Source organism: Marinobacter similis (genome assembly GCF_000830985.1).
Taxonomy (GTDB): domain Bacteria; phylum Pseudomonadota; class Gammaproteobacteria; order Pseudomonadales; family Oleiphilaceae; genus Marinobacter; species Marinobacter similis.
In genome coordinates this window covers 2254714-2266677 of record NZ_CP007151.1, presented here as the reverse complement: position 1 = coordinate 2266677, position 11964 = coordinate 2254714, and the positions used below count along the sequence as shown (strand labels likewise).

At 59.0% G+C, this 11964-nt stretch carries 15 protein-coding genes and 1 pseudogene; 9 read left to right on the top strand and 7 right to left on the bottom strand.

What is annotated here, in order from left to right:
- The first annotated feature begins 87 nt into the window (after positions 1 to 87).
- The gene (locus tag AU14_RS10505) at positions 88 to 1272 is read left to right on the top strand and encodes a response regulator (RefSeq protein WP_158498313.1); all 1185 of its coding nucleotides are present in this window, start codon (positions 88 to 90) and stop codon (positions 1270 to 1272) included.
- 1 nt (position 1273) lies between these two features.
- Here AU14_RS10505 and AU14_RS10500 read toward each other — a convergent pair.
- Positions 1274 to 2948: pseudogene (locus AU14_RS10500) on the bottom strand (methyl-accepting chemotaxis protein).
- A gap of 248 nt (positions 2949 to 3196) precedes the next feature.
- Between AU14_RS10500 and AU14_RS10495 the strand changes: the two are divergent.
- Together AU14_RS10495 and AU14_RS10490 are read left to right on the top strand one after the other, a co-directional pair.
- The gene (locus tag AU14_RS10495; RefSeq protein ID WP_041340704.1) at positions 3197 to 4555 is read left to right on the top strand and encodes a CHAD domain-containing protein; all 1359 of its coding nucleotides are present in this window, start codon (positions 3197 to 3199) and stop codon (positions 4553 to 4555) included.
- Positions 4539 to 4922, top strand: coding sequence for a thiol-disulfide oxidoreductase DCC family protein (locus AU14_RS10490; RefSeq protein WP_041340703.1), 384 nt, complete (start codon positions 4539 to 4541; stop codon positions 4920 to 4922). Before AU14_RS10495 ends, AU14_RS10490 begins: the two co-directional genes overlap by 17 nt.
- Here AU14_RS10490 and AU14_RS10485 read toward each other — a convergent pair.
- Positions 4919 to 5788: a cation diffusion facilitator family transporter gene (locus AU14_RS10485; protein ID WP_041340702.1), complete on the bottom strand. Its 870-nt coding sequence runs from the start codon at positions 5786 to 5788 to the stop codon at positions 4919 to 4921. The two genes, AU14_RS10490 and AU14_RS10485, sit on opposite strands and share 4 nt — an antisense overlap.
- A 96-nt stretch (positions 5789 to 5884) precedes the next feature.
- On the opposite strand from AU14_RS10485, the gene AU14_RS10480 reads away from it, so the two are divergent.
- Positions 5885 to 6766 (top strand): LysR family transcriptional regulator, encoded by an 882-nt coding sequence (locus tag AU14_RS10480; RefSeq protein WP_041340700.1) that lies wholly within the window; start codon positions 5885 to 5887, stop codon positions 6764 to 6766.
- A gap of 18 nt (positions 6767 to 6784) precedes the next feature.
- On the opposite strand, the gene AU14_RS10475 is transcribed toward AU14_RS10480, so the two are convergent.
- A complete protein-coding gene (locus AU14_RS10475; RefSeq protein WP_148312734.1) occupies positions 6785 to 7273 on the bottom strand; it encodes a YchJ family protein in 489 nt (162 codons plus the stop codon).
- Between the two features lie 111 nt (positions 7274 to 7384).
- Between AU14_RS10475 and AU14_RS21425 the strand changes: the two genes are divergently transcribed.
- Both AU14_RS21425 and AU14_RS21420 read left to right on the top strand, forming a co-directional pair.
- Entirely contained in the window at positions 7385 to 7726 is a 342-nt protein-coding gene (locus AU14_RS21425) for a TSUP family transporter (protein WP_236743976.1), read from the top strand.
- Positions 7727 to 7794: 68 nt separating this feature from the next.
- Positions 7795 to 8115, top strand: a complete 321-nt coding sequence (locus AU14_RS21420) for a TSUP family transporter (protein ID WP_236743975.1) — start codon at positions 7795 to 7797, stop codon at positions 8113 to 8115.
- A gap of 3 nt (positions 8116 to 8118) precedes the next feature.
- Here the strand turns inward: AU14_RS21420 and AU14_RS10465 are convergent, their stop codons facing one another.
- The gene (locus tag AU14_RS10465) at positions 8119 to 8796 is read right to left on the bottom strand and encodes a hypothetical protein (protein ID WP_041340696.1); all 678 of its coding nucleotides are present in this window, start codon (positions 8794 to 8796) and stop codon (positions 8119 to 8121) included.
- 167 nt (positions 8797 to 8963) lie between these two features.
- Here AU14_RS10465 and AU14_RS10460 point away from each other — a divergent pair, with 167 nt between their 5' ends.
- From AU14_RS10460 to AU14_RS23325, 3 genes are read left to right on the top strand one after another with little or no spacing between them, the layout of a single operon-like run.
- Positions 8964 to 9908 carry an HD-GYP domain-containing protein gene (locus tag AU14_RS10460; RefSeq protein WP_330217882.1) on the top strand — a complete coding sequence of 315 codons (945 nt, stop codon included), beginning with the start codon at positions 8964 to 8966 and terminating at the stop codon, positions 9906 to 9908.
- Positions 9871 to 10014, top strand: coding sequence for a hypothetical protein (locus tag AU14_RS23330; protein ID WP_330217881.1), 144 nt, complete (start codon positions 9871 to 9873; stop codon positions 10012 to 10014). Before AU14_RS10460 ends, AU14_RS23330 begins: the two co-directional genes overlap by 38 nt.
- A 25-nt stretch (positions 10015 to 10039) precedes the next feature.
- On the top strand, positions 10040 to 10324 hold the full coding sequence (locus AU14_RS23325) for a hypothetical protein (protein ID WP_330217880.1): 285 nt from the start codon (positions 10040 to 10042) through the stop codon (positions 10322 to 10324).
- Here AU14_RS23325 and AU14_RS10455 read toward each other — a convergent pair.
- The 3 genes from AU14_RS10455 to AU14_RS21410 form a co-directional block, all read right to left on the bottom strand.
- Positions 10321 to 10752 (bottom strand): hotdog fold thioesterase, encoded by a 432-nt coding sequence (locus AU14_RS10455; RefSeq protein WP_041340694.1) that lies wholly within the window; start codon positions 10750 to 10752, stop codon positions 10321 to 10323. The genes AU14_RS23325 and AU14_RS10455 overlap by 4 nt on opposite strands.
- Before the next feature lie 93 nt (positions 10753 to 10845).
- The gene (locus AU14_RS21415; protein ID WP_236743974.1) at positions 10846 to 11316 is read right to left on the bottom strand and encodes an MBL fold metallo-hydrolase RNA specificity domain-containing protein; all 471 of its coding nucleotides are present in this window, start codon (positions 11314 to 11316) and stop codon (positions 10846 to 10848) included.
- Positions 11294 to 11953, bottom strand: coding sequence for a ribonuclease J (locus AU14_RS21410; protein ID WP_236743973.1), 660 nt, complete (start codon positions 11951 to 11953; stop codon positions 11294 to 11296). The genes AU14_RS21415 and AU14_RS21410 overlap by 23 nt, the downstream gene beginning before the upstream one ends.
- Between the last annotated feature and the right edge of the window lie 11 nt (positions 11954 to 11964).

Genomic DNA, 11964 nt, shown 5'->3' with positions numbered 1-11964 from the left:
TTACTAGATTCGCCCCATTGATTGGGCTATGTTTCAGAGTGGGATAGGTATTCTCCAACCAACGCGAATGGACTCTGGACGATGTACATGGACACCAAAAAAGATCTTGATAGTCCGCAGGCGCGCCTGAAACAGTTACGACAAAGCTACTTGGAGCGACTCCCGAGGCGACTGGACCGGCTGGAATACCTGATCAGCACCATTCCTGTCGACCGTGAATACGCCGAGGACGGGGCTGCCGTGCGTTCAGGCCTCAACATGACCTATCAGGAGGCCCACAAACTGGCCGGTTCCGCCGGTTCGGTTGGCCTTCGCTCGGTGTCCGACGCCGCCAAGCAGCTGCTTGACGTGATTGATGGCTGGTTCAGCACCAGTTCGCGTGATCCGGACGACAAACAAAAAGACATGCTTGTGTTGGTCCAGAGTATGCGCACCATGGATTTTGATCAGGAGCCCGAGCTGGATCAGCGGTTCTTCCCCGGCAGCCGTAAAATCCACATCATTGAAGACAATGAGCTGGTCGCCAATGAAATGCTGCTGTGGCTGGAGGCCGCCGGTTTCGACGCCCAGGTGTTTTTGTCCGCCACCATCTACGGCGACACTTTCGAGGTATTGCCAACCCCCGATTTGATCATTATGGATGTCATCTTCGGCAACGAACGCAACGCCGGCCCCCGTATTATCGAGTTTCTGAAACGCACGGTAGGGCGATTGCCCCCGGTTGCCTTCCTGTCGGTCCGGGATGACATGGAAGCAAGGCTTGCCGCGTTCCGGTCAGGCGCCTCACGCTACGTGGCGAAGCCGATTACCCAGACCGAACTGATCGACCTGGCCCACGAGTTCACCGATCGCAGAGACGCGCCGCCGTTCCGGATTCTGATGGTGGACGACGACGAAACCACCCTGCAGGTGAACCAGGTAATTATGGAGCAGGCCGGACTGGCGGTTTACCCGGTGAGTGACCCGATGAACGCACTGGAGGCCGCGCGGGCGTTCGAACCGGACATCATTCTACTTGACGTGATTATGCCGGAGGTATCCGGAACCGAGCTGGCGGCGGTCCTTCGCCAGGACCGACGGCTGGATCCGGTGCCGATCCTGTTCCTGACCACCGAAACTCACCCCGACCAAAAAATCATGGGTGCCGCCCTGGGGGGCGACGACTACATCACCAAGCCCTTTGACCCCGACTACCTGCTCACCACCCTGCTCTCCCGAGCCCGCCGTTCGCGCAGGCTCAGGGAACTGATCAAGCAGACCGAGGGGCTCTAGCTCAGACTTTGAACTGGCCTACCAGCTCTCGCAGGGTTTCACCCAGGCGGGCCAGTTCGTGGCTCGCCTCGTTGGTCTGGGTCACGCCGGTGTCACTACGCTGAGCCGCATCAACGATACGCACCACATTCTGGTTAATTTCCTCGGCCACTTGGCTCTGTTGCTCGGCTGCCGTGGCAATCTGGGTTACCTGATCATGGATCTGACCCACTGATTTCTCGATAGTGCAGTGCCGTAGCAGCGTGATCGATGCGTTCAACGGTTTCCGAGGACCGGTCGCGGGACTGGTTCATGCGGTCGACTGCGGAGCGGGACTCTGACACAAACCCATTCACCATTTCGCGGATCTGTTCGGCGGACTCGGCACTGCGCTTGGCTAGCTGACGCACCTCGTCGGCGACCACGGAGAAACCGCGACCATGCTCACCGGCCCGGGCGGCCTCAATGGCCGCATTCAGCGCCAGCAGGTTAGTCTGCTCAGTAACCGCATGGATGACATCCAACACCTGCTGAATATCGTCGGATTTCTCGGCCAGGGCATCAATGGTGCGGGCACTCTCCTTGATCTCCTCGGACAGTTTGTTGACTGAGCTCTGAGCGCTGACAATGGTTTCACCACCGTCACGGGCAACGCGATCGGCGTCAGAGGCGGCACTTTCAACCTGATTGGCATTGCCTGAGATTTGCTGGATGGTCGCCGCCATTTCATTGATCGCCGAGGCGATCTGATCGGTTTCTGAACCCTGTTCCTGAACCGAGGCACGGGTCTCGTTCGCCACCCGGCTCAATTCCTCGGCCGCAGAGGCGACCTGATCGGTGGTAGCACCGACTTCGCGAATGGTGTTCTGAATCTTGATCACAAAGGCATTGAAACGACGCCCCAGTTCAGACAACTCATCGCTACCATCTTCCGGTAAGCGCTGGCGCAGATCGCCCTCGCCGTCTGCAATTTCCTGCATCATGTCGCTGACTTTTTTCAGCGGGTTGGTAACCGAGCGGCCGACCACAAGGCCGATACCCATGGCAATCACCACGACAACGACAGTTACCAGCAGAATGAAGCCAATCGTGGAACTCCGATCTTCCGCAATCTCGGCCTGAGCAGCGGCCACTTCACGGTCGATATTGGTGACATAAACGCCGGCGCCAATCATCCAGTCCCAGCCCGGAATAACGGTGGAATAGGACACTTTCGGCTCTTCCTCGCCAGAGCCCGGATTCATCCAGTTATAACCGTAAAAACCATCGGATTCACCTGCAGCAAACAGCGCCCGCACCAGTTTTTTCAGGGTCGGGTTATTGGTCGGCCCTTCCTTGGATGGATCCGGGGCATAGGCCAGATTCACCACATCACGGGTGTAGGCGAACACATAGTTGGTCTTGTCGAATCGAATACTGCGCAGGCGCGACGCGGCCTCAGCCTTGGCCTCGTCTTCAGACAAATCGGGATCGTTCTTCGCTTCCAGAACCACCGCCTCGGCGGCATCCACCAGGTTTTTCAAACCGTTCTTCCGGGTTTCCAGCAGCTCCGTTTTGAGCCGCTGGAGCTCGGCCTCTCCATGGGCATCAATCTGACTGACGGTGATCCAGGCCAAGGTAGCCGCGGTGAGGACAACAGGGACCAGCACCGCCAGGAGCAGCCGCGAGCGAATGCGAAGCGTGTTTAGAAAGTTCATGTCAACGATCCTTGAGGACTGATTAGAGTTATGAATTATCCACAGAGATGCGTCGCGTGCTGTTCCAGTCTGTTAAGGCAGGTAACGATGCTGCATTTCCAATGCAGAACACCCAGTGCGCCCTATGCACCGACCTCACGCAGGCTCTAGACTGGCCTGGTTCACGCACGATCTTTCTACGGCTAACGGCCACCGGCCGCCGAACTTGAATCCAGCTAAACCAATGCACCGTGCAGCGGGATTGCATCATGAAGCAGCTTTTTCTGATCCGACATGCGAAATCCAGCTGGGCCGACGACAGCCTCAGTGACCGGGACCGCCCCCTGAACGCCCGCGGGCAAAGCCAGCTGGCATCGCTGGGCGTTGCCCTGGCTCATCACGGCGCCTTTGCCGGTGAGATTCACGCCAGCGTTGCTACCCGGGCGCAAGCCACCTTGGCCGGCGTCTTGCCCAAAACCTTTCCCGAAACGCGGGTGCATATCTGCCCCGAGCTCTACACCTTTGACCATCAAAAGCTGCTGCACTGGCTTCAGGGCGCTGGTGACCAGGAAACCATGGCCGTCATCGGCCACAACCCGGCGCTGCTGGAACTGGCCCAGTGGTTATTGAAACAGTCGCCGGCGCAGTTGCCGACAGGCAGCTTCATGCAGTTGCGTATCCCCGTAGACCACTGGCACCAGCTCGGCAAAGCCAAGGGCAAGGGCAAGCTGGAAGCCCTGCTGACCCCGCAGCAATTTAGCTATAGCCACTTTGCCCGCAAACAAAAGAAGCGCGCCAACCCCGACACAACAGGGCGTAAACGGGACCTCGCCGACACACTCCAGCGCCTCCACCACTGGCTTAAAGATCTGGAGCCGGGTGTGCAACTGGGGCTGGATGACGAATTCTTGCATCAATACCGGATAGCCCTGCGGCGCAGCCGCGCCATCGCTGAATCGATCCGTGAAGTCAGTGGCTCCAAACTGTTGACCAAACCCGTCAAGCAACTCAAGCAACAGGCCGGAGCCACCAGCCAGCTGAGGGATCTGCACGTGCTGCTGCAACAGCTGCCCGAGCTTTGCGGCGGCAACGAGGAACTGGAGACCGGCCTGCGCACCTACTTCGAACAGGCCACAGACATCGAACAGCAGCGGTTAAACAAAAGCCTGACCAGCAAGCACCAGCACAAGCGCAGCCAGGATTGGCTCAACCTGATTGAGTCCGGCGCCTTTCAGAAACTTTCCAGATCGCTGAGTCACAAAGACATCCGAACAACCGTCGACCGACGTATGACCCAATACAACCGGAAAGCGGCGGAACTCACACCCGAGTCATCGGACGAGGAGATTCATGCCCTGCGCAAGTTATTGAAGCGTACCCGGTATCTGATGGAATTAGAGCCGGACCGATGGAAGGGGCTGCTGAAACGAGTAAAAGCTCGCCAACAGTTGTTCGGCCAGTTTCAGGATCTGGCGGTGCAGATCCAGCTGTTGCATCAGTTTCGATGGGATTCACCGGAAGCTTTGCCGGCGGCGGTTGCCGGTTTGGAGACTCAATTAACCCAGCGGAAAACGGACGTCCGCGAGCAAATACTAGCCCTTGGAGGACTTGATGGATCCCCGATATGACACGCTTTTCTACGACGGTCAGTGCCCGCTGTGTGCCCGTGAGATCCGAACCCTGCGCAAACTCCAGGGCGGCAACCTGATATTTGCCGACATCCACGAACAGAGCGGCACCAACACCGACTTGCCGAGCCACGAACAACTGCTGCGCCGGCTCCACTTGATGGCGTGGACGGGGGAATGGGTGGTCGGGCTGCCCGCCAACGTCCGCGCCTGGTCACACACCCGCTTCGGGTTCTTGTTCAAGCCTCTGCTCTGGCCGATCATCTATCCGATCGCGTCCCGGGTTTACGAGCGCTGGGCCGACAGCCGCTATGAGCGCAAATACGCCTGTGCCATTGGCAACCGCACTGCCGAAAAACAGGCCTAGACCAAACTGTTGCGGATAAAGATCGCTGGTCGCACCGGCATTTCCGCCAGCTCTTGCATCAAATCACGCTTCAGACTCTCAATCCGGCCGGGCCAGTTGCTAGGTAGACGAATCTCCAGCATCAGACTCGGACCTATTTTGGCCATTTTTACCTGTTGAGGCAGGATGCCTTCCGCCTTGAGCACACAGTGCACTTCATCGGCCACCGCCTCAGGCGGCGCCGCCAGCATCAGTTCCCGAACCGCACCGGCGGTCATTTTTACCGGCACGACAATGAAATAGGCCGAGATCAACACCATCATGACCGGGTCCGAGTATACCGCCAGGAATGACCAGGCAGTCTGCTCAAGCCAGGCACCGACACCAAAGCCAATCAGAACGGCGGCGCTCAGCACGGTATCCATCAACCACTGACGGCGTTCTGCCACCACTAACCCGGACCCAACACGCTTGCCCACCCAGGCAAGGTACAGCCACACCGCCAGGCAACCGGCAACACTCACGGCCGCAAACACCATGGCCATGTCAGCGTTGACCGCACGACCACCCTCAACCAGTGCGATAACGGCGGACACCATCGACAACAGACAAACCAGCGCAATGACCAGCCCCTTGACTGCAATGACCAGGGGCTCGATAGCGCCGCGACCAAACGGATAGTCGGCACAGGCCGGGCGACGAATAACCCGGGCGGCGTAGAGCGACAGCAGCGACAACACCACACTGACCAGCGAGTAGGCTCCATCAAACAGGATCACCAGCGAGCCGATCCAAAGTCCCCAACTGACACCCACCAGCGCAAACAGACCCGCTGCAATGGCCGACAAGGTCAGCGCCATATTTTCCCGCGCCATTAACATCAACATTTTTGCTCTCCCGTGATTTAAAGGCCATATTAGCGACACCCGCACCCTGGCGTGAGTCGGTGACCGACGGAAAACCCGTCGCAAGGAGAACAGTCGTTGAAAACATCGCAAATCAAGGTGTTCCTGGCCGTAGTGCGCAACGGCACCATCGCCTCGGCCGCCCGGGAACTGAACCGAAGCCGCACCACGGTGAGCACCATGCTGGCCGCGCTGGAAGATGACCTGGGCGTGGAGCTGTTCGAGCGCACCGGCAACCAGCTCCACCTGACGCCCATTGGCAGCGCCATCGTTACCGATTGCCGGCGCTTTGATCAGGTGGCCGGGCAGATTCGCGCCCGGTGCCAGCATCATCTCAGCGGCGCCGAATCAGTATTGAGAATCGCCCGGGACGACGCCCTGCCCGAGGCGGCTTGGCGGGATATTCTGCGGCAACTGAAAACCCGCTTCCCACAGACCAGTCTGTCGGTTTACCTGGCGCCGCCTCGCGAGCTACCCACCCTGGTGCGCAACCAGTCGGTGGATGTAGCCTATGGCCTGATGCCGGAACTGCAGAGTGAGGGCTATCAATGGTTCCGGGAACTGGCTGATGTGCGCATGCTGACAGTCGCAGCCCCGGACCACCCCCTGAGCCAGCTCAAGCGGGTAACCCAGGACGACCTGGTCAGCCACACCGAGGTGACTCTGGCCTACATGAACAATGCGCGAGTAGAAGCGGAATCCCCGGAAACCGCCAACTACCTGGCATTCACTCAGTACGAACTGATTCGTGATGCCGTTATCGAAGGGGCGGGCTGGGCTGATTTGCCCCTGCCGCTAATTGCGGAGGCGCTACGGCAACAACAACTGACCGTTATTCGTCATCGCAGCGCCCAGTGGTGGAAGGTATTCAGCACCCTGGAATCCGAACAGGCCCAGGGCGGCGCTGTGGTTGGCTGGCTGGCGGGAGCATTGGAGGCGTATCTGGAGACGGAGCATTAGAGCAGCGCGAGGCAGCGCCTACAAACAGCAGGCTTTGTATTTCCTGCCACTGCCACAAGGACAACGATCGTTACGCCCGGGTTTTAGTTGGCCCTCGCTGGTATCACCAGTGACGTAAAACCACCGGCCCTGTTCACGCACAAACTCAGACCGCTCTTCCAGATAGCCCCAGCCGTCACCGACCCGGTGCACAGCCCTGAAGTGGACCTGGCCCGTATCCCCTGCCTCAGAACTGTCGAGAATGGATAGCGACACCCATTCTGGCGACTGCTCCAGACTCAGCTCACCCGGCCGGGTACTGGGGTGCCATGTGGCCAGCAGGTAGTCGGCCTGACCGACCACAAAAGCACTGTACCGTGACCGCATCAGCGCCTCCGGCGTGGCGGCGACTTCACCCCGATGCAGCGGCTGGCAACAGCTTGAATATTCCAGGCTGGAGCCACAGGGGCATTGGGATCTCTCTTTTGGGAAGTCATTGGAGAGATCGTTGTAGAGGGAGTCTGTCATCGGGCGTGATCCGTTCTTACACCATGGTCTGATAGCTACCGGCAGTCTATCAGTTTCAACCGCCAGCCCGCTGTGTTATCAAAGCACACCGCCCATAACCCGGTGATGATCTTGGATGATATAAGCCTGCTACAGGTTCTTCTTGCGAATGCCGCTCTTCTGGCCGGTGCCTGCCTGCAGGGCGTAGCCGGTTACGGTATCGGTACCCTGGCGGCACCGCTGCTGTTTCTGATCAGCCCCATCCTGTTGCCCGCGCCACTGATCCTGAACGCAGCGATACTGACCGTGTTGATGCTGATCCGTAACCGGGGTGCCCTGGCGATCCGGGAAGTGCGATTTGCGATCTGGGGCGGGGCCATTGGGACGATCCTGGCGGCGCTGATCCTCCTGGTGCTGTCACCGAAAGGCTTTGAACTGATTTTCGGCATCCTGATCCTGACCGGCGTGGCCTGAGTGTTGGCGGCCTGCGTCCGGCCCTGAATGCCCGCAACAGTGTCATTGCAGGGGCCGCCTCCACCTTTATGGGCACCATTACCGCCGTGGGCGGCCCGCCCATCGCGATGATCTACCAGAATCAGAAAGGCCCGCTGGTGCGTGCCAACATGTCAGCGTTCTTCCTGACCGCGAGCTTTTTCAGCTTGGCGGCCCTGCTGTACTCCGGGTATCTGGGACTTCGGGAACTGCGCCTGTTCGGGCTCACCTTTCCAGGCATGCTCATTGGTTTCTGGCTATCCGGCCACCTGGTGCACCGGATGCCGGCCAACGGACTTCGGCCGGTAATCCTGACGATTGCAGCGGTAGCCGGCATTGCAGCCCTGGTGCGCGGCTTGATGTCGCTGTAACCGTCAGTCCACCCAGAACCGCACCCGGAATCCGCTCTTGCGCCAGAGCAAGGCCAGCCACAGGGCATGAGCATTGATAAGCAGGGCAAAAACCCACTCGAAAGCGTCGTCGGTTCGGCGATAGAGCTCGGGTGCGAACGCATTCAACAGCACCGATAAAATGCCCACCGCAAGGGTTAACTGACATAGCCCCAGCAGGCCCCGAGCCGGGCGACTCCAGCTCGGATGCAGCCGGAGTGCCCCACTGATCAGCAGTTCGCACAGGAAGGTGAGGGAGAGATAGAGCACAACGCCAATGCGACGCATCAGGTTAAAGCCATCCCCTTCATGACCGAGTGCTACGGTGTAGGCAGCCAGGGCCAGGCCTGCAACCAGCCCGAGCCAGGGCACCCAGGCGACCGACGCTGAGCGCAATCCCAGCTGCGCCAGCCACATCCGGTTGCACCACCAGAACAGCACGCCAATGATAGCCGCCGGCAGCATGGTGCCCTTGAAAATGAAATAGGCAGTGCCGTAGCGCCCGGTTCGACTGATGCTGGTGCAGCTGTCCCAGTAGGGGATACAAAACGAGACGTAACCCTCGATAACTGAGACAAAAAAGGTAAGGTGGATGGTCAGCAGTGGCACCAGTGCCGCGGCGAGTGCCAGCCACCAAAGTCTTACGCTGTTGGGATTATACATCGTTGATAATCCAGTCTACTCTGTGTAAACGAGACGGCTTGCCCAAGAAGGAACGGGCAGCTTTTTGAATGAACACCATTTGACCAGATTTTGCAATTAAGCCTATCCGAATATAGGTCTTTGACCTCAAACTAGGCTTATCACAAAGGGATTACTGGGTATTGGCCATGGGTAAAACCCACCAAGAGATTGTTGAAACCCGCGTCCACGTCTCTGAACTGGCGCTGGGCATGCACGTTGTGCGACTGGATCGAGCCTGGGAAGAAACAGACTTTCTGCTCCAGGGCTTTGTAATCCGCGATCCGAAAGAAATCCATTCGCTGCAGGCGCAGTGTGAATTCGTCTTTATTGAAGGCCGACTGGACTCGGCTTCGCAACACACGCCTCACCCGATCCGATCCGGGGCCCGCCCGAAATCGTCGTCGGGCTTTCTTGGCATGTTCAAGCGCTCATCCAAAAAAGCGGCCGAGAAGGAAGAACCGGTCAAGAAAGTCACCCCTCGCAAGCGTGTCACCTACATCAACAAAGTCGATGTGGGCACTGAAATGCCGTTTGCGGCGGTCAAATTCGAAGACGCCCAGAAGACCGCTAAAACGATCATGTCGGGTTTACGGGTGGGCCGAGCACTGGACCTGAACAATGCCCGCACGGTGGTTAATAGCTGCGTTGAAAGCGTTCTGCGCAACGAAAACGCCCTGCTTTTGCTCACCAAGATCAAGCACCAGGACGAATACACCGCTGAGCACTGCATTAATGTCTCGATCCTGTCGGCGGCGTTTGGCAAGCATCTGGGGTTGCTGGAAGGCGAGATCCGTACCCTGGCCCTCTGCGGCCTGCTACACGACGTCGGCAAAACCCGGATTCCTGACGCCGTGCTGAACAAGCCGGGCGCACTGACACCCGCAGAATTTGAATTGATGCGGGGCCACACCACCCACGGCCGCACCATCCTGATGGGCACCAGCAACTCGCTGGCCACTGCGGTGGACGTTGCCTACAGCATCACGAACGGATGGATGGCCAAGGCTACCCACGCGCCTCGAGGCCCACCAGATCCCCTACTTTGCCAAGATCGTGGGCCTGGTCGACACCTACGACGCCATCACCAGTAATCGGGTCTACGACAAGGGCCGAGCGTCCATGCAGGCGCTTGATGTGATTCACAAACATCGGGGCACCCAGTTCGACAAGGAACTGGCGGAAGCTTCATTCAGATGATCGGCATCTACCGCCGGGGTCGATCGTGGAAATGCTGAACGGCGAGGTCGGGATCGTGGTCGAGAGTCACCCCAGGCACAAGCTAAGACCCAAGGTGCTGATGGTGCGCGACGCCGACCACGTGGAGTTGACGCCGTACCAGCATCTGGATCTGATGAAGGCGCCAAAAGATTCATCCGGCCAGCCCTACCAGATTGCCAAGGAAGTGCCGGATGGCACCTACGGCATCGTTCTGCAGGACTTTGTCGATCAGGGGCTGATCATGTCAGCCCCGATTCCCGAAACTTCAGACGAACCCTGGAAGGATTAGCGGCTCGGTAGCTTGGTCACCGCCATGGTCAGCCTGGAAATGCAGGTGGGCTTGCCCTCCTCGTTCTCCAGGCGGATTTCCCAAACCTGAGTGGTACTGCCGATGTGCAGCGCAGTTGCGGTGCCGTATACCCAGCCCTTACTGACCGGACGCAGGTGATTGGCGTTGATGTCCAGGCCCACTGCCACTGTGTCTGGATTCTTCAGGCAGCAGTTGGCCGCCATGCTCCCCAGAGTTTCCGCTAGCAGTACCGACGCACCGCCGTGGAGAATGCCAAATGGCTGCACAGTGCGCTCGTCCACCGGCATGCGGCCTTTGACGTAGTCGTCGCCAACCTCCAGATACTCGATCCCCATGTGACCGACTGCGGTGTTTTTACTGGATTCCATGAACGATTCAAGATTCGGGGTACGGGTCCAGATAGCCATTAGACGACTGCCTCCTGTGATAGGGGTTTATGGTTGTAAGAGGTCCAGTCTAACCAGATAGGATGCGAACAACTATCGTAATCTGCTCCGGATTCACTCAACCCGGACCAGCTCCTGCTTGTCCCACCCCAGCCGACCAGTCTCGGCGATCTGCCGGCGCATGCCCGGCACCGGCCGGATCATGAACAGGTCACCATTGCGCCCGACCAGGGTTTTCGAGACGCCAACGCCTTTTGCAAGCTGGGCATGGGCATCCATGTGCTCACCCTCTCCATGCACCGGTATGGCGATCTTCGGCCGTACCCACTGATACATGGCCTGAAGCTCTTCCTGGGCCGGGTGGCCGGAGGCGTGAATCGGAACGGCCGATTGCTCGGCGGTAATTACGGTGACGCCCATTGCCCGAAGCCGGTCAATCAGGGCCTCAATAGCCTCCTCGTTACCCGGTATGGCGCGGGCGCTGAAGATCACGGTATCACCGGCTTCCAGTTCGAAATCCGGATGGCTGCCCATGGCCAGGCGGCGCAAAGCGGTGCGCGGCTCACCCTGGCTGCCGGTAGCCACGGCAAGAACCTCGCTCTTTGGCAGGTAGCAAGGTGCGAAGGTTGATCAGCTTGTCAGCCTGATCCCAGATACCTGCGGCCCGCGCGGCGCCACTCATGTTGATCAGCGAGCGCCCGAGCAAACCCATGTAGCGGCCGGTTTCCCGCGCTATCAGGCCAAGGGTATGCAAGCGGGCAATGTTGCTGCCAAAGCAGGTCACTACCACTCGCCCCGGCGCGGCCCGAACCGCGTCCAGCAAGCCCTGGTGCAGCGCCGCCTCAGAAATGGAGTGCCCGGCCACCGTGGCGTTGGTGGAATCGCAGACCATGGCATCCACACCCTCGCTCGCCAGATCGGTAAACGTCTCGCGGGAGTAGCCATGGCCTACGAGGGGATGGTCGTCCAGTTTCCAGTCGCCACTGTGGAAAATGTTGCCAATGCCGGTGCGAATCATCAGGGCATTGGGATCTGGAATGGAGTGGGTCAAGGCCAGCCACTGAACGTTGAACGGGCCTATCTGCCGGCGCTCTCCGGTCTCCACCACGATGATCGGAACGCGGTGGGCCAGGTCAAACTCCGCCAGCTTTCGGCGCAGGATCTCGGCAGTAAACCGGCTGGTGTAAATTGGGCACTGCAACAACGGCCACAGATAGGGCACGGCGCCGACAT